This is a genomic window from Tautonia sp. JC769 (genome assembly GCF_040717455.1).
GTDB lineage: Bacteria > Planctomycetota > Planctomycetia > Isosphaerales > Isosphaeraceae > Tautonia.
On record NZ_JBFEFH010000045.1, the window covers coordinates 1 to 20,080 of the forward strand.

Sequence of the window (20,080 nt, forward strand, 5' to 3'; positions counted from 1 at the left end):
GGTGGCACTGGTGACTTCACCAGTGTACGACATGTTTGATCCAAACAACTCACCCCAGATTCTTCGCCAGCGGAACCACGCGTCGCGACACGTTCCACCTCGTCACACACAACCGTAGCCTGGGGTCACGCAACGTCTGGAACCACCTGCGATCGGCTTGCACTGGTGAGGGCACCAGTGCCACCCAAAACACGAAGGGCGAACGGGCGTGGGAGCACCCAAACGCGTCAAGCACGGTCACGAACCGGGCGACCTGCACGAATTGACCTTCTCGTGCTACCGGAGGCTCCCGCTGCTGACGAACGACCGTTGGCGAACCTTGCTGGCTCGGGCGATCGATAGCGCCCTAGAACGCCATGAATTCCATCTGATCGCCTTCGTGTTCATGCCCGAGCATGTCCACTTGCTCGTCCTTCCGCTCACGCACGAGCCCCGGATCGATCGCCTCCTGAAGGCGATCAAGCGTCCCTTCTCCGGACACGTCAAGCGCGACCTGATCGCCTCCGGCAGCCGCCTGATCGATCGCCTGATCGTCCGCGAGCGACCCGGGGTTTCTCGCTTCCGATTCTGGCAGGAAGGGCCGGGATACGACCGCAACCTGAACTCAGAGGCCGCCGTCCTCGCCTCGATCGAATACATCCACCTCAACCCCGTCCGCCGACGCCTCTGCTCCCGGGCCGACGCCTACCGATGGTCCAGCGCCCGGCGTTTCTCCCGCCCCGAACTCTCCCCCGATCCCGACCTCCCCGCCCTTCATGACCTCCCCCATGAAGTCTTCACCCATCCCGAAACGAGTCGCCTGTAGGCCCCCACATGATCCGTCCTGATTCAGGGCCGCTCAAACCAAACAGGCGTCCTCACGCGTCTTCGTTTGCATTCATTGGTGAGCGACAGACAGGTTGCTCGCCCCGAAGAAATCACCCGAGCAGACACGGATCGACATTCTCGAATTTTTTAGATTTCGTGTGTCCCATGATGCCGGTCGATCGCGTAGGATCAGGCGACCGGGGGGGGACGCCCTGGTGCGACCCGGGCCGGCGGCCGACTCGAAGGCAGTCGAGGGATCGCCTCGACACCGCCTCGGGCAGCGGCATCGGCCCGTTCCTCCCGGGCCGGTGAGTTTGAAGGAGTCAAGGGGACGACGAGGGCCCGATCCGGCGGTGGGACCGCCGAAGGGTGATCATCATGAGCAGCGGCGTGAAGGGACCGATCACCACACATCGTGTTCGCTGGGGCGAGCAGGACGATCTGTTGAAATCCTGGCGCAAGCGGCCGCCGACCCATCCCGACAACCCACGCTATCAGGCGAGCGAGTTCCAGGTCGTCGGCCGCTACTCCCTGTTCGAGACGATCGTCAACATCTTCCGCGACCGCGGTTGGCTCGACCCCCCGCCCCCCGAATACAAGTGGGCCATCGTCACCGTCTCCTACCGCGCCGAGGAGGACCCGATGGACCAGTTCGCCCTCCCGTCGGAGGATGAAGGGTCCCTCAACCCCGCCTTCTGACCCACAATAAGGGCAACCCCGCCCCCACCCCCGCCAGGGGAGTCCATCCCCGATCGGGAAGGCTGACCAGGAGATTCCTCGGCCAGCCAAGCCAGCCTCCGGTCGCATCGCACGCCCCGCCCGACCCTTGCGAAGCCGCCGCCCGGCGAGCCGTTGCACCCGGGCGGCAACCGCTCGCCCCGACAGGCACGGAAGCCCTCGTCCCCGATATCCACCGGCGCGGTCCGCCCCTCGATTTCCCAGATCGCGCGGGCCGTCCTCGCCGCCCCGGCCCCTCACCTCATGCCCGATCACGCCGGCCGGTCGCCCGATCGCGGTTCCCGTCGCGGCCCCGCCCGTGATCCCCGACGCGGGCCCCTCACCGCCCGGCCCGCCTTTCCCCCCACCTTTTTGTGACTGGCGCACGCCCATTTCCCGATGGTATCAGGAAGAGGGCCGTCGCCATTCCCCTCGCCCGCGTGCCCGGTCCGTCCCTCGACTGAAGGGGACGACCGGATCGCCCGGCCATTTCACTCTTTGACAACCCGATCCACGATCACAACGAACCCACCCCGCGATCCCTCACGCGAGCCACACCCTCCCTCCGACCGCTTCCCGTCAAACCCGGAGGGATCCGGGTGCCCCGGGTTCCGCGCCGCGGACCCCGGGCCGGGGACCGGCAGGCCCATGCGACTCCGCCCGGGGCCGCGGTGCGGAACCCGGGGCACCCACCCAACCACCGTGAACCGACCGATTCAGAAGGGATCCGGTACGACAGGAAGCCTGCCATGACGTCAAAGATCCTCATCAGAAAAATTTGACGAAATCCAGAAGAACCATCGACCTCCATGTTCCCCTCGTCACCCGATTGACCTCGCAGCCTCTTTGGACCCAATCCCCTTGACGAAACGAACTGGAGCGCATTTCTCTAAACACTTCCTGTAAAAGGACTCACGTCGAACCTTGTTCTCTATTCAAGGCGCATCAAAGGCGCATCGCCCGGCGCATCAGAACGCGCACCGGACCACCTTGCCTCTGCATCCTCCGCCCGCCCCACCGCATCACCCCAGTCGGCGAAACGAACCCAATCAAGACGGGTCATTCCCCGAAACGACCCACCCCGATTAGCGGAACCCATTGCCAAATCTTACGATACGCGTTTCCCCCTCGGCGCACCTTCGGGCGCACCGCCCGCCGCACCGAGCCACACCGGGCCTCCATCCGGAACCCGTCCCCCCCCAGCGACTCGGACGCGAAGCCCGGCCCCCTCACGACGCCTCGTCATCCGGGGAGGAGCGGGCGGGGGTGATCCGGTACAGGTGGACCTGATACCCCTCGAACCGGTCGTCCCAGGTCCCTTCGGGCGCGTCGAGGGTGCGATCCTCGCCGAGGACCTCGACCCGGACATCCCCGGCGTCGGGCAGGGTGAAGGAGGCGGTCGTGTCGCCGTCGCGCATCGAGACGGCAAACAGGTACGTCGCCCCGTCGTGCTCCCGGACCGAGACGGCGACCGGCACGTCGTCGTTTGCGGAGGAGACGCGGGCCAGCTCGGGCCGCTCGGGGGAGTGGAGCACCGGGGCAAGCTCCTGGATCTGCCGGTTCAGGGCGGCCACCTCGCGGCTCATGGCGTCATCGGCGAGCAAGCCGGCCTCGATGAACCTCGGCTCGAACTGGTGGCAGAAGTAGATGATCCCCCGGGCGCCATGGATCAGGGCCATCCAGACCTCGACCCGCGTGTCGCCCGGCGAGGGGGAGTACTCCGCATTGTTGATCCGGGTCGTCTCGATGCAAGACCAGACCGGCTTGCGATCCTCGGTCCACCGCCGGAGCCGCTCGACGCCGCGCGGCACATACCAGAGGTTGCCGGCGACGTCCGGATGCTCATGGCAGGCGGGGTAGATGTCGAACGAGGCGATGTCGCACCCCTCCACATACTCCGGGTAATCCTCGGGGTGGTTCGTGCGGACCCCTCGGCCGCGCCAGCCGTCCCAGGCGACCCCCTGGCCGAGGTTCAGCAGGACCGGCCGCCCGGGGTCGGCCTCCTTGATGGCCCGGTACTGATCCACGATCGCTTGCGGGGCGATCGGAGGGCCATAGCCGCCCCCTCCGGGCAACGCCTGGGCGTTATCCGGCTCATCCCCGTGCATCCAGCCGATGATCGTCGCGCGATCCCTGAACCGGAGCGACCGCTCGTTCTGCCCGCAGATCAGGCGCATCCCGGCGGCGTCCAGCGCGTCGAGCTGCTCCTCCGTCGGCCCTCGCCAGAGCCCGACATACGTGTTGATCCCGATGCTTCGATACTTCTCCGCGTTCGCAGGGGCCTGCAGCCAGACGGCGATCGGGAAGGTCCCGGGGTCGTCGAGCGGGTTCGGGATCTCGTCCCCTCCCGCGATCGCGACGGGGGGAAGCATGAGGGCTAACCCAAGAATCCAGGCATTTCGAATCAATCGCATCAGAAATCTCCTGAGTCTTCGCGATGAATCCCGGCCCTCGCACAACGCCCCATCCGCGGAACCGCCGCCACTCAGGCTCAGGCCGACGCAGCCCCATCCGGATCCCGGCCCCCGTCGCCGATCGTCGGCCGGAAGAAGGACCAGCCGAGAAGCCCCAGCGTCAGGACCAGCCCCACGGCCGAGCCGATCAGGCCGTATCGGAAGGAATCCGGCTGATACGTATAGACCAGCTCATGGGTCCCGCTCGGCACGGCGGCCCCGCGCATCATGCGGTTGGTGCGGATGATCGGGGCGGGCTCGCCGTCGATCGTCAATCGCCAGCCGGGGTAATAGGTGTCGGCCAGCACGACCAGGCCGGGCTGTTTCAACGTGGCCCGCAAGACGACGCGCTGAGGTTCATGAGCGACCACGTCCACCCGCTCGCCGGCCCTCGGCGGGCCGCCGGTCGCAAACCCTCGCAGCACGCTCGGGTCGTCCGGCTCGACCCAGGCGATGCGTCGGGGGTCGTAGACGTTCAGGTCCGGATTCGACCAGAAGGGGTCGCCCGGACCGGGGTGGAGGATCTCGTTCATGACGCCCAGCCGGGCCTCGCGATCCAGCCCCGTGATCGGCGTCAGCGACTTCAGCTCATGCACGATCCAGGCCCGGGGATACGCGGCCTCATTCCTCAAGATCTGCACATCCTCTTCGAGGGAGATACGCGTTTGCTCCTCGGCCGGCAAGGCCCCGAACGCCTCGCGGTCGGGGTCGATGGTGGTCGTCTCGGGCAGGAAGGCGGCATAGCTGCGGAACTCGCTCTCCCATTCGGCGGCGACCAGCGGCACGACGAAGTACCGTGTGTTCCAGAGGTCGAACCCCCTGCGCGGGAAGACGACAATCTCCTTGCCCACCTCCTCGTTCAAGATCCGGGCCGCCTCGGGCCGGAGCCGCCGCTGAAAGGGGGCGAAGAAGAACATGATGTCATAAAGCTCTGCCGTCCCTTCGGTGTGGGTGTATTCGACCCCCGAAAGCAGGCCGTACTTCGGCTGGATCGTGTCACGTTCCCATCGCACCAGTTCCCGGACGCGGTCGGGGTCGCTTTGCAGGCTCCAGCTCAAGGGGTTCCAGACGGGCATCCGGTGGATCCGATAGGGGCCTTCGGTCGGCTGCTCGGCCTCGGCCTCGGCGATCCGCTCCAGGACCTCCGGCGTGTTCTCGACGTCGAGCATCTCCTGCGGCAGGGTCAGGACGAATCGCGCATTGGCCACGGCCAGGTCGGCGGTCAAAGTGACCAGGATCACGGCCGCGGCCAGCTTCGGACGCCGGGCCGCGAGCGGGGCGATCGCGAGCATCAGCACCATCACGACGGCGGCATGAACGAGCGCCCGGCCCGCCTCCCAACGGGCGGCCTCGGGGCGAATCGGGCCGAAGACTCCGCCCTGCGTGGCCATCGGATGCGAGGCGACCCAGGCCTCGAACCGCTCGGCCCCGGCCGCCAGCACCGCACCGGCTATGATCGTCGCGACCAGGGCCACCACGGCCGTCACCACGACGGGCCGGGCCCGACCGCCGACGAGTCGATCCCAACCGAACCCCGCCAGGCCGGCGATCCCAAGAGCGGCGAAGGTCATGAACTTCGCCGGGTAGCGGAAGCCATCGAACCCCGGCAAGACCACGGCCAGGAACCAGTAGACGCTGCCGTCGCCGTCCCGGAGCATGCCATCCAGCCGCACCGGCCCGGTCATCGCGGGATCATGCGGCCCGACCTGCTCGGCCAGGCCCGGCGCGAATCGGGCGAACCAGAGCGGGCTGGAGTACATGCCCAGCCCGGCCAGCAGCCCCAGCAGGGCGACGGCCGACAGCAACCCCCGGCCCGGCGTCCCCCCCCGGAAGCCGAAGGCCGCCAGCGCCAGCACCAGGACCGGCCCGCCGAGGTAATGCGACGGCACCCAGACCTTGTGCGCCCCCCCGGGCGGGAGCAGGTACATCCAGGTCGCCTCCACCCCGAAGGTGACGCCGAAGACGTTCGGCCAGAGGAACTCGGCCAGCCGGTACGGCTCGACGCTGAAGGCGTAGATCTCGTGCGACCCCTCGCGGGCGACCCGGCTCGACAGGCCGTTGAACTCGCTCGACGGCAAGAGCTGCGCCGCCGCGAGCAACCCCGCCAGCGCCGCCGAGCCGAGCAAGAGGGCGAGCATCGCCATCCTGGCCCTTCCCTTCGGGCTCCGTTTCCAGGAGACGGCGAGCACGACCGCCGCCACCGCCCAGCAGCCCAGCACGATCTTCGAGGCGATCGGGGTCCAGGGGAAGACGGGCATCGGCTGGGTCTGCGTCGGCCTCGGACGCAAGCCAGGGAGGCAGATCCCCGCGACGATCGTCAGGCCGACCCAGGCGATCAGCCCTCCGATCGCCACCAGCGACCAGACGAGCCGGCGCGACGACCGGGGCCGGTCGGGGTCATCGGGCGACCGCCTGGCCGCGCCGACAACCGCCAGCGCATAGCCCGCCGCGATCAGGCCGGTGACGTATGTCGCCTGCGGGTCGCCGCCGAGGGTCTGCATCGTCAAAACCGCGGCCAGCTCGACGATCGCCCGACGCCGCCGGAGCCGGACCAGGCGATCGACCGCCAGCAAGGCCAGCGGCATCCAGGCCGCCCCCACCAGGAAGATGATGTTGCAGTACTGGAACAGGACCGGCACGCCGAAGCCGTAGCCGAGCGCCGCGATCAAGGCCCCGGTGCGGCCGACCCGCCAGTGCCTCATCAGCGCGAACATCGCGCCGAGGGCCAGCAGCACATGAGCAATCGTGTAGAGCCGCGCCCCCCAGGCGTACGGGACGCCGGCGTACAGCAGCTTCCCCGGATAGAGCACCGCCGAGGTCGGCTGCCCGAGCAGCGGCATGCCGCCGTTCTCCCAGGGGTTCCACAGCGGGACCCGCCCGGCATCCCACTCGTCCTGCACCACCTTGTAGAGCGGGTAGTAGAAGTGCCCCGCGTCCCGGTAGGCGAACTGCTCCCCCCGGAACAGCGCCGGGCCGAAGCAGACGATCAGCAAGGTCAGCAGGCAGGCCAGCCCGAGCAGCGGGACAAGCAATCGGCGATGGTTCATCTCAACCCGGATCACCCCGCAGGCCGCCCGACTCGAACCCAAGGCTCAATGCGACGAGGTCAAGCCGATCGCCGGGCCCAACACCCGAGACCCGTGACCGTCAACGCCCGCGACCCCCATTCTAGCGCAGTCTCGGGCCGCCGGGCAGGCTCGACCGGGCCGATTCGGGCAATTCGGCCTTCGGCCCCCCGCGCGACGGGGGGCGAGGATCCCGATCGGGCCTCGATCCCCGTCGCGTCGAAGGATCGACGGACTCGCCGATGTCACTGGACGCGGCGGGCCGTCTGGATCAGGACCGGCTCGACCGGCACGTCGTCGAAGGTGGCCCGCTCGAGCTGGGCGCCGCGGCCCTTGGCCATGGCCGGGGCGCGACCGGTCTCGACCCGGGCGATCTGGTCGACCACGTCCATCCCCTCGACCACCTTGCCGAAGACGGCGTAACCCCAACCCTGCTGGGTCTTGCCGCGATGGTTCAGGAAGTCGTTGTCCGAGAGGTTGATGAAGAACTGGGCCGAGGCCGAGTCGGGGTCGGGCGTGCGGGCCATGGCCAGGGTGCCGCGCTCGTTCTTCAGGCCGTTGTCGGCCTCGTTCTTGATCGAGGCCCGGGTTTCTTTTTCCTGGATCGGCTGGCCGGCGGCGAAGCCCCCACCCTGGATCATGAAGCCCTGCGGCTGCTGCGGGTTCGGGCCGATGACCCGGTGGAAGACCGTGTTGTTGTAGTGGCCGGCATCGACGTACTGCAGGAAGTTCTCGACCGTCTTGGGCGCTTCCTTCTGGAAGAGCTCCACGACGACCGTCCCCTTGCTCGTCTCCAGGGCGACGCGGGGGTTGGCGTCCTGGGCCTGGCCGGTGGCGGCCCCGGCGGCGAACGTGGCGAAGATCATGGAAACCATCAACCGGTGTGAGATGCTCATGGTAAGGTCGTTCATCCCTTTGGGCCTGGCCCCGATTCCACCCGACGCGGCCGACGCGGCCCGATCGCAACCAGGGCGATTCGGGGCGAGGGCCGACACGGGTCATCGGGGCGAGCGCGAATCGATCCGTCGGGTCGAAGGCCCGCCGCGGCGACGGGCCACGGGGTTTCCAGTGTAGTGACTCGGCCTTCGATGTTCGAGGCCGAGCCGCTCGATCCGCCCCGATCCCCCTTCGGCAGATCCCCGCGCGCAGGCTCGCCCGCGAGCCCCGCCTTCGGCTATGCTGTCCGGTGCCCGACGCGAACGGAGGCGAACCGATCGCCCGCGGGGCCGACCCCGACGGGCCCGATCCGATCGAGGTGCCCGATGCTCCAACCACGTCTCGAAGGTGAGTGGGATCGATGACTCGACGGACCCTGCCCGCGATCATCTGGACCGTGATGATCGTGGTCATCTGCCTGGCCCCCGCGTCGTGGCTCGGCTCGGGAGGGGGGGGCGACGGCCCGTCGCTCCTCGATCGCCTGTTCGGGGCGATCTTCGGCCCGATCCCGAAGGACAAGGTCGTACACTTCGGCATCTTCCTGGTGTTCGGCTTGCTCTGGCACCGGGCCGGGGTGAGGGTCCTGGTGACGTTGCTCGGAGGCGTCGCCCTCGCCATCGCCACCGAACTGGGCCAGTCGATCCCGATCCTGGAACGGATGACCGACCTCGACGACCTGATCGCCGACGTCCTGGGCCTGTTCGCGGCGTTCGTCCTCGTCCAACTCTGGAAGCTTCGTGCCCGGGCGCCGGATCCCGGTCCGACCACATGACCTTCGACCCTTCGACACGGAACCGACGCCATGAGCCTGCCCCCCTCGGATGCCTCGGCTTCCATCCGGGCCGAGCCGATCGACGCGATCCGCTGCCGGTTCCTCGTCAGCCGGGCGCTCGACCCCGACCGCTGGGCCTATTTCGGCGACCGATCGGCGGCCGTCGGCTCGCCCCTGGCCGATCGCCTGATGGCGATCGAGGGGGTGACGTCGGTCCTGATCGCCCACGACAGCGTGACCGTCACCCGAGAACGGCCGGGCGGCGTCCCTGTCCTCGGCCCGGCGGTCATGCGGCTCCGTCGCCTGATGGGAGACAATCGGGCCGGTACCGATTCCTGGCCGGCGCTCGGCAAGCGGATCGGCGAGGCGATCCGCGCCCATCTGGCCACCGGCGAACGTGCCGTGTCCGACGCCGCGCACGCCGCGATGCCCTCATCGCATGCCCTGGCCGATCGGGTCCGGCGGGTGCTCGACGAGCAGGTCAACCCGGTCGTCGCCGGCCACGGCGGCAGGGTCGAGCTGGTTGAGATGAAGGACAATGTCGCCTACCTTCGCATGGGGGGCGGCTGCCAGGGGTGCGGCCTGGCCGACGTGACCCTGCGGCACGGGGCCGAGGCGATCCTCCGCGACCTCGTGCCCGAGCTCGGCCCCATCTTCGACCTGACCAATCACGCTGCCGGCACCGCCCCCTATGCCCCGGGGCGTTCCGGCCGCTCGCCCCTGGCGAATCGGCAATAACCGGCTCGAACCGAATCGTGCCCGACGTCCGGCGCCCTTCGATCACCCCCATCGGGAGGGAATCGCATCATGATCGTCACATCCTGGTTTGGTCTTACCGTCCCGATCCTGCTCGCCTCGAGCCTCAACCCCGCGGCCGACGCGCGGCAGGCGACCGGCGTGAAGGTCGGCGAGGTGACGCCGCACTCGGCCATCGTCTGGATGCGACTGACGGAACACCCGGCCCGGAACCCCGAAGGGGCCGAATTTCTTGGACGACCGACCGACGACGACCCGGCCCCGACCGACGACGAGGTGCCCAATCTTCGCCACGCCAGCCCCGGCGCCCCGGGGCGGGTGCGGCTCCGCTTCGGCACCGATCCCGACCTGGGCGACGCCCGATCGACCGACTGGGCCGAGGTCGACGCCTCGACCGACTTCGTCCATCAGTTCCGGCTCGATGATCTGGAACCGGCCACCGTCTACCACTATGCCGCCGAGACGACCGGCCCCGGAGGAAATCCCGAGCATGCCCCGCTCATTGGCCGGTTCCGCACGGCCCCCTCGCCCGACGAGCCGGCCCCCGTCACCTTCACCGTCGTCACCGGCATGATGTACATGGATCTCGATCATCCCGACGGCTTCACCATTTACGAGTCGATGGGGCGGCTCGACCCGGATTTCCTCGTCCCGACCGGCGACACCGTCTACTACGACAACGAGCGGCCCCGGGCGAAGACGATCCCGCTGGCCCGGTACCACTGGCAGCGGATGTACGGCTGCCCGCGCCATGTTGACTTCCACCGGGGTGTCCCCGCCTACTGGGAGAAGGACGACCACGACACGCTGAGCGACGACTGCTGGCCCGGCATGGACCCGGAATTCATGCGGCCGATGACCTTCGCCGACGGCCTCCGCCTGTTCCGCGAGCAGGTGCCGATGGGCGACGGCCCAACCTATCGCACCTACCGCTGGGGCAAGGACCTGCAAATCTGGCTCGTCGAGGGGCGCGACTATCGGACCCCGAACCCCGAGCCGGACGGCCCCGGGAAATCCATCTGGGGGGCCGAGCAGAAGGCCTGGCTCAAGCGGACGATGCTCGAGAGCGACGCCACCTGGAAGGTCCTCGTCAGCCCGACTCCCGTCGTCGGCCCCGACCGCGCCCGCAAGCGAGACAACCACGCCAACGAGGCGTTCGCCACCGAGGGGCGCGAGATCCGCGCCTGGCTCGCCGAGAACCTGCCCGACAACGCCTTCATCGCCTGCGGCGACCGCCACTGGCAATACCACTCGATCGACCCCGCCACCGGCGTCCACGAGTTCTCGTGCGGCCCCGCCAGCGACGAGCACGCCGGCGGCTCCCCCGGCTTCGAGCCGGAGTATCACCGCTTCCACCGGATGCTCGGCGGGTTCCTCTCGGTGGCGGTCGACCGACCCGACGGGGTGCCGACCATCGCCTTCCGCCTGCACGACGTGGAAGGTACCGTGCAATATGAGCAGACGTTTATTCAGCCCGACTGAAGAATCGAGGCGATCGGCCGCGGCGCGGGCTTGGAGGCCGGACCCGGGCGGCGAGCGCTGCGCCCCCGGGCCTCAAGAGACCGATCCCGGCCGTTCCGTTGCTCGACCGTTCAGGAGGAGCGCCGGGCTCGTCGGCAGAAGACGGAGATTCCGACGCCGCCCACGAGGACCAGGGCCAGGGAACTCGGCTCGGGGATGACCGAGACGGCCTCGAAGAGCACGCCGGCGGCCCGCATCGAGACGAACGTGTTCGAACCGGCCACCTGGGAGAGGGTGTAGCTGACGCCCGATTGGAGCGAGGCCGAACCGAGCAGGACCCAGGCATTTCCCTGGTTATTCTGGTCGATCTGCGTGCTGAAGAGGGTGCCGCCGCCGCCGGTCAGGGTGAAGGTGACGAGCCCCCCGCTGACGTTGGTCGTGAATGGCCAGGTGGCGTAGACGTTGTACACGCCCGTCTTCCCGCCGGTGATCCCCGTGGCGACGTTCCCGTCCCCCAGGTCGGTGCCGGCCGCCAGGGCCAGGTTATCGGCGTCGACCCCCAGCGTATAGGAATACTCGTACGTGTCCGGCTCGTTCACCCCGTCGCCGCCGAAGATGCTGTCGGCCCCGGACAGGCCGACGGCCGTGCTCAGGATCGAGGTGCTCGCCGTGGTCGTGTCGCCGCCGAAGCTGAAGTTCGGGTTGTAGGTGATCGGGCCGTCGTCCGCCCCGTCGGTATCAATCTCGATCAGGAACGCCCCCTCGGCCCGAGTCCCGGGGGCGAGGGTGCACGCCAGAATCGCACAAAGGAATGCGCAGAAGCTCAATCGGATTCTCATGATGACGAAAGTCCTTCGGCAAAGGCAACGACGGATCCATCGGGGGCGTGAGCAGGCCCCACCTCCCCTCGACCGATCGACAGTTCGACCGGCAAGGCGGATGATAAGTCATCTCCTGCGAGGATTCCCGAGATTCTTCATGCGTGTTTCGAGGATGCAACACGCCCCGTCCAGGGCGCCGGGCGTGATCGAGGCCCGCCGGCGCGGCTCGATCGACGGCCCGAGGCGAGCCGTCGCGGCCGTGCTCGGCCGTTGATGGCGCGGCCCGGTACGAGTATGTTCGGACGAGCAACACGCGACCGATCCCGCCCCGACCAGGACCGCTTCCCATGACGCTCCCGCTTGCCCCGTGCCTCCCCACTTACCGCGCCCGCCGACGATTCGCCCTCGCGACGGTCTTGCTGGCCCTGTTCGCGATCGGAGCCGGCCCCGATCGGCCCCGGGCCGTCTGGGCAGTCAAGGACCGCGAGGCCCGGCAGCCGCAGGTGACAATCGGGGCCGAAGGCCGGGTCTATCTCGCCTTCGGGGCGGGGAACGAGATCCGCGTGGCCTCCTCCGACGACGCCGGCCGGTCCTTCTCCGAACCGGTCACCGTCGGCTCGCCCGGCATGCTGGCGCTGGGGATGCGGCGCGGCCCTCGGATCGCAGCGGGGCAGGGGGCGGTGGTGGTCTCGGCGATCGGCGGACTCGGGGGAGGGCCGTACGGCGGCCTGAGCGCAGGCGACCTCTGGTCATGGCGGTCGCTCGACGGCGGCAAGACCTGGGAGGAGCCGATCCGGCTCAATCGGGTCGAAGGCTCGGCCCGCGAAGGCTTGCACGCCATGGCCGCCGGGCCGGAGGGGCAGATCGCCTGCGTCTGGACCGACCTCCGCGACGACCGCGCCCACATCCGGGGCGTGATCTCGGCCGACGGCGGCCAGACCTGGGGGGCCGAACTCCTCATCCACCAGTCTCCCGAAGGCCCGATCTGCCCGTGCTGCCACCCCTCGGTCGCCTTCGGCCCCGATGGCACGCTCTACGTCATGTGGCGCGACGCCATTTCCGGCGCCCGGGACATGTACCTGTGCCGATCGACCGACGGCGGCAGGACCTTCGAACCGGCCCGCAAGCTGGGCCTGGGGACCTGGCCGCTCGACGTCTGCCCGATGGACGGCGGCGCCATCGCCGCCGGCCCCGAGGGGAAGGTGACGACCGTCTGGATGCGCGACGGCCGGCTTTATTCCGCCGAACCGGGCCAGCCCGAGCGCCTGCTCGGCCCGGGCGTGCAGGGCTGGGCCTCGTGGGGACCTGGGGGCCCGTTCCTCGCCTGGCTCGATCGCCGTCCCGGCCGCCTGCTCACGCTCCGCCCCGGCGACGCCGAGCCGGTCGAGCTGTTCCGATCGGCCAACGACCCGAGCATCGCCGCAGCCCTCGACGGCCGGGGGCCGGTTTTCGCGGCCTGGGAGGCCGGCCCCGGCGGCTCGGGCATCTTCGTCGCCCGACTCGACGATCCGGGCGATCCCGAGTGATCGGCGGTCGACTCGCCCGTGCTGCCGGCCGTCGCGTCCGGCCCGAGGCAGCCCGAGTCGCTCAGGTCAGGATCCCGAATCCGCCGATGCCCAGCGTCAGCGCCACGAGGAAGCCGAGGAACCAGAGCCAGGCGGCCGCGAAGTTCCCGCCGTCGTCCGAAAAGGAGGCGATCGCCCCCCAGCAAATCCAGAAGAGCGCCCCGAGGGGTGCCGCGGGGATCGAGAGGAAGAAGATCAGCGAGCCGAGCCCCTGGGCGACGTGATACGACTCGTGCCAGGAAAAGAGGGGGAAGGCCAGCACGTTGACCGCGATCGGCACCAGGACGAGGCCGACCGCGGCCGACACGCCCGCGAGGCCCCAGGTCAACGCGAGATTCGGTGTGTTCGGGCGGCGTGCTGGCATCGGTTCGGCTCCTCGGGCGCTGGCATCGTGTCCGCGTGTCCATCCCGCCGAATGGGGTTACCGAGGCTCGGTCCCCCGCAACGACGTCCGACACTCATCTCCTGCGAAGAACGCCCCGGTGTGGGCCACCCGTCTTCGGAAATCCCCCGGCCCGGGCGCTTGACAATCCCGGCCGGGGGGGATACTCCGGTGGCATTGCCTCGTGCCGATCGGGCGGGGCATTCCGCGCGCTCTTGCGGCCTTTGAATCGGTCCGATCACCCAACCCCCGACGGCCCCGCATTTCCATGCCTGCGATCGACTCGAAGACCCTGGATGTCCTCTGGCACGACCCCGACGCCCGCGAGATGGCCCTGCGCCGGGTGGTCGAGGAGCGCCTGGCGGAGAATCCGCCCCCGAGGTCCGACGACCACATCGTCGCCACCTACTTCTTCGCGTTCCGGACCGAATCGCTCGGCGACGCGGTCAGGGAAATCGCCTACCACGCCACGAGCGGCATCAAGGACCCGCCCCCCGGCTCGTTGCTGGCCGAGTGCACCGCCACCGCCGCCGGGGTCGACCCGTTCGACTCGACCGGGCGCATGGGCCTGCTGCACATCGCGTTTCCGCTGAAGATGATGCTCCAGGGCGACGGCCACCTGACCTCCGTCGACCTCTTGCACACGACCGCCGCGGCCATCATCTTCGACGTCTACGAGAATCAGGACGCGCGGCTCGTCTCGCTCCAGATCCCCGACAAAGTGCTCGCCACCTTCCCCGGCCCGGCCTACGGGCCGTTCGGCCTGCGGAAGATGACCGGCTTCGACGACGGCCGGGCCGCCTTCGGCACCATCCTGAAGCCGACCGCCGGCGTCACCCCCGACGACATCGACCGCATCGTCGGCGAGGTGGCCGGGTGCGATCTTCTCATGTTCATCAAGGAAGATGAGGACCTCTATCCCAATCTCCCCTACTCCCCCGTCGCCGAGCGGATGAAGCGGGCCAGGGCGGCGCTCGAACGGGTGAAGGACCAGCGTGGGGGCCTGGGCATCGTCTTCGCTCCCCACGTGACCGGGGCGCCGAACGAGATCCTGGAGACGGTCCTCGCCGTGCTCGAAGCCGGGGCCACCGGCGTGATGTTCAGCGAGACCTTCTGCGGCGGGGCCGTGCGGATGGTCCGCGAGGCGACCCGGCACCTGAGCAACCCTCCGGCGATCTACGGGCACAACGCCGGCATCGGCACCCGCACGCGGGCCATCTGGCGCGACGTGATCGACCTGCTCGCCCGGCTCGACGGCATCGACTTCCGCCAGACCGCCCCGGTGAAGCCCGGCACCCCCTTCCTCCGCCCGTACGGGGCCGAATGGGCCGCCTCCGAGACGGCCCTCACCCGCCCCTTGCCCGGCGGCCTGAACCCGACGATGATCGCCCGCGCCGGGGCGCTCGACCAGGGGAACGTCATCCTCAACCTCCAGGAGGCCGAGCGCCGCGGCCTGACCGACCACATCCTGTTCCTCGCCGGATCGGCGATCAACTCCATCAAGGACGACTCGGGCAAGTACGAGCCGAAGCTCGGCGCCGAGGCCATGCGCGAGGCCCTCGACGTCCACCGCTCCGGCGCCATGGCCGGCGTCCCGGCCGAGAAGCACCTCGACGAGCTCTCCGCCCTGGCCGACCGCCAGAAGCTCGCCGCCCTGAAGCGAGCCCTGCGCCAGCGCTATCCCGACCGCATCAGTTAAATGGTCCCGTTCCTCCGATCAGCCAGACGCCTGCCACTCGTCCGCCCCTGCTGCGCCGATCCGGCAATTCTTCATCCCTCTCCCCCGCGAACGGGGGAGAGGGTGGCCGAAGGCCGGGTGAGGGGGGCTTTGCACGAACGCGAGGCCTGGAGTTTCGGCCCGGGCCCCCTCACCCCAACCCTCTCCCCGCAGGCGGGGAGAGGGGGCCAGAACGGTGAATCCCACGAAGGCATAGTCTGCAAGGCCGCATCCCCCTCGCCCCAACATCGGGACAGAGGGGGATGAGCATTTCTGCCGATCCGATCGACACCGATCACGCGTGGTCGGCGTTCACGTAGAACGAGTCCTCGGGAACCGTGTAGCGCACCTCCATCTCGGGGGTCTCGACCACCTGACCGTTGCGGAACAGGGAGGTGACGCCGGCCAGGGTCATGCCGGAGGTCAACAGGGTCCGCTCGACGGGGTAGGGGGCCCGATTCTCGATCACCATCTGCTCGATGTGGTACACGAGCGGGTTGAAGAAGTCGGCCGTCGTGGCCGATCGTCCGGGCATGGGCAGGTGCATCTGGCAGGAGACGACGCGGTCCTCGTCGCCGATGAGTCCGGCATAGGTGAAATCCTGCACCGGGCACATGAACAGCGTGGTCTTGAAGCCGTCGCGGTGCTCGATGAAGTAGGCGAAGGCATTCGGGAAGACCTGCCGGGCCCACTCGATCGAGGGGGGATCGGTCGGATACCCATTGACCACCGGCAGGGTGTGGCTGCGGCTCAGGGCGGCCAGGAACAGGCGGGCGGTCGTCTCGCTCTGCGCGACCCGGTCCCAGACCGCCTTGCCGCGCAGGGCCTGGACGGAGGCAATCCCCACCTCGCCCCCTTTGCGGCGTTCCGACATGCACTGCGCCGTCTCGAGGCCGTGGAAGTCGTAGCTGTCGGCCCCGCCGTAGCCGACGCAGACGCTCTCCCTCAGATCGGCCCCGTACGGCATGTCCACCGCGGGCAATCGCCAGGTGACGGGCAAGGACGACCCGGCCAGGAAGGGGAAGTCGAGCCGCTTGGCGTCCTCGACCATCTCGACGCACTCGGCCCAATCGGTCGACAGGTGCTTGTCATTGAACACCGGCACGCTTCGGCCCGATTGTTCGAAGACCGAGACGATTTGCTTGAAGAAGTCGTAACGCGGGTAGCGCGTCTGGCCCATCTCGTTGCGCGGGTAGCGGCCGTGCTCGCCGATGACCACCACGCCGTCGACCGCCAGCGACCCGGTCCCCATCGTCAGCGATTCGGCGATCGTCGGGTAGATCGGCACCTCGAATCGGGCCGCCTGGGACCGGGCCAGATCCCCCTCGGGGAACTGGTCGACGTAGAGGGACACCAGATCCACGCCGGGTTCCCGCCACTCCCCCTCCCAGGCGTAGCCGAGCAAGAACCGATCGATGAAATGCTGCGCATGGGAATGCGTGCGCACCTCGGTGCCGATCAGAGCGATGGTCTTCCGCTCCTGCTTCGGGGCCCGGGCGATCGGGGCGGCCCCCATCGAGGTCCCGGCGGCGGCGGCCACGGCGGCGGTCGAGGCCAGGAAGGTTCGGCGCGAAAGTGGGTTCGATCTCGGTCCGGTCATCAACTCGGCTCCGCGGATGGACAGGTCGGTGGGACAGGGCGGGGAGGCTTCCCTCTGCGTTCGACAAGGGAAGGGCGGGATCAGCTGATTCACACATTACGGAGAGGAATTGAGCCACGGATGAAACACGGATGAAACACAGATGAAACACAGATAGGAAAGAATGATCCGTTTGATCCGATCCTCAGCGAGACCGTTGCAGTCGTCGCTCCGATCGATTCCGATCCGTGTTCCATCCGTGTTTCATCCGTGGCTCCTGACTTCTGCTCGTCTCCTCAGAGACTGCCTGGCTCAGGAGTCGAGCGACCAGCCAGAGCGGTACTCTCGGGTCAGGAACGGCTCGGCCTCGGGGGCGTTGGTGGCGCGCATGGCGTCGGCGTCCCACTCGATCTTGCGGCCGACGCGGTAGGCGACGTTCCCCAGGTGATTCGCCTCGGTCAGCCAGCCGCCGTACTCGAAGTTCGAGCCGGTCGGAGAGCCGGTCTTGCAGGCGTCGACCCACTCGGCATGGTGGCTGGCGGGGCGGGTGAGGAACGGCTCGGGGGGGGTGAAGCCCTCGAACTGGTCCTCGGGAAGGAGGAGGTACTTCCCGTAATCGGCGAGCAGCATCCCCTTGTCGCCGACGAACAACACGCCGCTGTTCCACTGCGGGATGGTGCCGTCGGTCCAGGGCTGGGGCTTCTCGTCCCCTTGATACCAGGTGAGGGTGACGGGGGGCTGATCCCCCCGGGCGCCGTACTCGTACACCGCTCGCATCGAGGCGGGGGCGATCTCCGGATGCGGCGGCGGGCCGAACGCCTCGATCGTCAGCGGGGCCTTCAACTCAAGCACCCAGAAGGGCAGGTCGTTCCAGTGGCTGCCCAGGTCGCTCATGGTGCCGTTGCCGAAGTCCCACCAGCGGTACCACTTCGGCCCCGGCCAGTAGACCTCGTGATACGGCCGCTCGGGCGCGGGTCCGAGCCAGAGATCCCAGTCGAGCCCCTCGGGGATCGGCGAGGAATCGGTCGGCCGATCGGTGACATACACGATGTCGCGGTTCCGCTCGGCGGCCTCGGCCGACTGGAGCCCCCAGGCGCGGCCGACCCAGACATGAGCCTCGCGGACCGGGCCGATCGCGCCGGTCTGGATCATCTCAACAACACGTCGGTAGTTCTCTCCGGCGTGAATCTGCGTGCCCATCTGCGTGGCGACGTTCGCCTTCGCGGCGGCCTCGCGGAGGATCCGGGCCTCGGCCACGTTGTAAGACAGGGGCTTTTCCAGATAAACATGCTTGCCCAGCAAGAGGGCGGGCAGGGTGGCCGCGGCGTGGGTGTGCTCGGGGGTGCTGACGACGACGGCGTCGAAGCGGTTCGCGTCGTCGTACACGCGGCGGAAATCGGTGTATCGCTTCGCCTTCGGGTGCTCGCTCGCCGCGCGATCGACGGCGGGCTCGAACACGTCGCACAGGGCGACGATGTTCTCGGAGGCCACCTGGCTGAGGTTGTGCCCCCCTCGGCCCCCGGTGGCGATCACGGCGATGTTCAGCTTGTCGTTCAGGTTCCGGCCTCGGACGATCGCCGGGGCGGCGATCACACCGAGCGTCGCGCCGGCCGCCGTCTGCAGGAAGCGGCGGCGCGAGGGCCGTTGTGAGGCGGAGGAGGTCAACCGATCGGCCGGGGGGGGCGTCGCGTCGATCATGGCGGGGCTCCTTTGTGTTCGGTCCATCCACGAATCCGGTCCTGAGAGGTCCGGTGATCCGAGCGATGCGAAGACCGAGCCTAACGCCTCCCGAGCCGATTCCCAAGGGCCTACCGAGAGGGTTCGGGAGGAGAAGGAGGGACCTCCGGCGACGACCCGATCGGCCTTCGAAGCTGCTCCCAGAGCCGGGGCAATGCCCGGAGCAGTCGTCTCCAGAGCCTCCGGACCAGCGGGAAGACCGCGATCAACGCGAGCAAGACGACCAGGGTCGGGAGCGCCCGCTCCGACACGAAGACGACGAAATTCTCGGCCGAGGTCCGAAGGTCGGTGACCGAACCGCTCCAGGCCCGCGCGACTCTCGTCCGAAAGTCCGGGACCACGGGGGCCGCCGGCGCATAGTCGTCCCGCTCGCGGAGGTTCACCGTCACGGTCGCCAGGCTCGACAGGTTCTCCAGGACCCGCAGGCGGCCCTCCATCTGCTCGATCTCGCCCCGGACCCGGCTCAGCTCGACCTGGACCTTCAAGACGTCTTCGAGCTGGCCGCTGCGCTCTTCGAGGATCTTGAGGATCGTCTCCTCCTCGACCCGCTTGTTCCGGATGCGGGCCTCGATGTCGTAGAACTGCTCGCTCACGTCCTGCGAGGTCCTCACGTTGCGCTTCAGCTCGCCGAGCGAGAGCAATTCCTGCACGAACGCCTCGAACTCCTCGACCGGCACGCGCAGCTTCCACTTCGCCGACCGCTTCGAGCCGGGAGAACCGGCAACGTCCTGCTCGGCGATGTACCCCCGGTGCTGCTGGACCAGGCTCACCAGCCGATCGGCCGCCGGGTCGAGGTCCTCCACCTCCAGGTCGATCTGCGCATCGTAGATGATCTTGCGATTGAAACCGGCCTCTTCCGGGGGCGGGGCGTCCTGCAATTCCAGGGGACTGGCCGCGCCCATCATCCCCATCATGCCGCCCATCGCCATCTCCCCCGCCGCCCCCATGGCGCGGTCCGAGGACGGCTCGGCCAGGGCCGCATACCCGATTGTGCGCGACTCCATCTCGGATTCGACCGTCGCCGCCGTCCGCGACATGGCCCGGGGATCGGCCGCCCCGCAACCCGAGTGAGCCAGGATGAGCAAAACCAGCAGGCCAGGAGTCGGGCGCATGGGAATCGACGCCTCAATCACGATGTGAACGAAAGGGAAGGGCAGGGAGACGGGACAGGGACGCGCCGCGTCCCCGATGAAATCGATGAGCAAACCTCATCGAAATCGCGCATCGTCCTTCTGATCAATACGGACGACCGGGGGCAAACCGCCAAACCCATCGGCCGGCGCCAGGCCCCCATTCGCCTCGCAGGGCGATC

At 68.6% G+C, this 20,080-nt stretch carries 15 protein-coding genes; 7 read left to right on the forward strand and 8 right to left on the reverse strand.

Features of this window, described 5'->3' with window-relative positions:
- The first annotated feature begins 208 nt into the window (after nucleotides 1-208).
- Together AB1L88_RS25945 and AB1L88_RS25950 are read left to right on the forward strand one after the other, a co-directional pair.
- Nucleotides 209-805, forward strand: a complete 597-nt coding sequence (locus AB1L88_RS25945) for a transposase (RefSeq protein ID WP_367099624.1) — start codon at nucleotides 209-211, stop codon at nucleotides 803-805.
- A 380-nt stretch (nucleotides 806-1,185) separates the two neighbouring features.
- Nucleotides 1,186-1,506, forward strand: a complete 321-nt coding sequence (locus AB1L88_RS25950; protein ID WP_367099625.1) for a hypothetical protein — start codon at nucleotides 1,186-1,188, stop codon at nucleotides 1,504-1,506.
- Between the two features lie 1,247 nt (nucleotides 1,507-2,753).
- On the opposite strand, the gene AB1L88_RS25955 is transcribed toward AB1L88_RS25950, so the two are convergent.
- From AB1L88_RS25955 to AB1L88_RS25965, 3 genes are all read right to left on the reverse strand, one after another.
- A complete protein-coding gene (locus AB1L88_RS25955; protein WP_367099626.1) occupies nucleotides 2,754-3,938 on the reverse strand; it encodes a beta-galactosidase in 1,185 nt (394 codons plus the stop codon).
- A gap of 77 nt (nucleotides 3,939-4,015) precedes the next feature.
- Nucleotides 4,016-7,024, reverse strand: coding sequence for a hypothetical protein (locus AB1L88_RS25960; protein WP_367099627.1), 3,009 nt, complete (start codon nucleotides 7,022-7,024; stop codon nucleotides 4,016-4,018).
- Nucleotides 7,025-7,287: 263 nt separating this feature from the next.
- Complete coding sequence (locus tag AB1L88_RS25965; RefSeq protein ID WP_367099648.1) at nucleotides 7,288-7,908, reverse strand: peptidylprolyl isomerase; 621 nt, start codon at nucleotides 7,906-7,908, stop codon at nucleotides 7,288-7,290.
- 431 nt (nucleotides 7,909-8,339) lie between these two features.
- On the opposite strand from AB1L88_RS25965, the gene AB1L88_RS25970 reads away from it, so the two are divergent.
- From AB1L88_RS25970 to AB1L88_RS25980, 3 genes are all read left to right on the forward strand, one after another.
- Nucleotides 8,340-8,750: a VanZ family protein gene (locus tag AB1L88_RS25970; RefSeq protein WP_367099628.1), complete on the forward strand. Its 411-nt coding sequence runs from the start codon at nucleotides 8,340-8,342 to the stop codon at nucleotides 8,748-8,750.
- 30 nt (nucleotides 8,751-8,780) lie between these two features.
- Nucleotides 8,781-9,488, forward strand: a complete 708-nt coding sequence (locus tag AB1L88_RS25975; protein ID WP_367099629.1) for a NifU family protein — start codon at nucleotides 8,781-8,783, stop codon at nucleotides 9,486-9,488.
- 69 nt (nucleotides 9,489-9,557) lie between these two features.
- Nucleotides 9,558-10,988 (forward strand): alkaline phosphatase D family protein, encoded by a 1,431-nt coding sequence (locus AB1L88_RS25980; RefSeq protein WP_367099630.1) that lies wholly within the window; start codon nucleotides 9,558-9,560, stop codon nucleotides 10,986-10,988.
- Nucleotides 10,989-11,098: 110 nt separating this feature from the next.
- On the opposite strand, the gene AB1L88_RS25985 is transcribed toward AB1L88_RS25980, so the two are convergent.
- The gene (locus tag AB1L88_RS25985) at nucleotides 11,099-11,806 is read right to left on the reverse strand and encodes a PEP-CTERM sorting domain-containing protein (RefSeq protein WP_367099631.1); all 708 of its coding nucleotides are present in this window, start codon (nucleotides 11,804-11,806) and stop codon (nucleotides 11,099-11,101) included.
- 329 nt (nucleotides 11,807-12,135) lie between these two features.
- Here AB1L88_RS25985 and AB1L88_RS25990 point away from each other — a divergent pair, with 329 nt between their 5' ends.
- Nucleotides 12,136-13,314: a sialidase family protein gene (locus AB1L88_RS25990; RefSeq protein WP_367099632.1), complete on the forward strand. Its 1,179-nt coding sequence runs from the start codon at nucleotides 12,136-12,138 to the stop codon at nucleotides 13,312-13,314.
- 61 nt (nucleotides 13,315-13,375) lie between these two features.
- Here AB1L88_RS25990 and AB1L88_RS25995 read toward each other — a convergent pair whose 3' ends face one another.
- Complete coding sequence (locus AB1L88_RS25995) at nucleotides 13,376-13,717, reverse strand: hypothetical protein (protein ID WP_367099633.1); 342 nt, start codon at nucleotides 13,715-13,717, stop codon at nucleotides 13,376-13,378.
- Nucleotides 13,718-14,003: 286 nt separating this feature from the next.
- Here AB1L88_RS25995 and AB1L88_RS26000 point away from each other — a divergent pair, with 286 nt between their 5' ends.
- Entirely contained in the window at nucleotides 14,004-15,434 is a 1,431-nt protein-coding gene (locus AB1L88_RS26000) for a RuBisCO large subunit C-terminal-like domain-containing protein (RefSeq protein ID WP_367099634.1), read from the forward strand.
- Nucleotides 15,435-15,747: 313 nt separating this feature from the next.
- Here the strand turns inward: AB1L88_RS26000 and AB1L88_RS26005 are convergent, their stop codons facing one another.
- The 3 genes from AB1L88_RS26005 to AB1L88_RS26015 form a co-directional block, all read right to left on the reverse strand.
- Complete coding sequence (locus tag AB1L88_RS26005; protein ID WP_367099635.1) at nucleotides 15,748-17,052, reverse strand: hypothetical protein; 1,305 nt, start codon at nucleotides 17,050-17,052, stop codon at nucleotides 15,748-15,750.
- Nucleotides 17,053-17,343: 291 nt separating this feature from the next.
- Nucleotides 17,344-18,729 carry a Gfo/Idh/MocA family oxidoreductase gene (locus AB1L88_RS26010; RefSeq protein WP_367099636.1) on the reverse strand — a complete coding sequence of 462 codons (1,386 nt, stop codon included), beginning with the start codon at nucleotides 18,727-18,729 and terminating at the stop codon, nucleotides 17,344-17,346.
- A gap of 110 nt (nucleotides 18,730-18,839) precedes the next feature.
- Nucleotides 18,840-19,880 (reverse strand): DUF4349 domain-containing protein, encoded by a 1,041-nt coding sequence (locus AB1L88_RS26015; RefSeq protein ID WP_367099637.1) that lies wholly within the window; start codon nucleotides 19,878-19,880, stop codon nucleotides 18,840-18,842.
- Nucleotides 19,881-20,080: the final 200 nt, after the last annotated feature.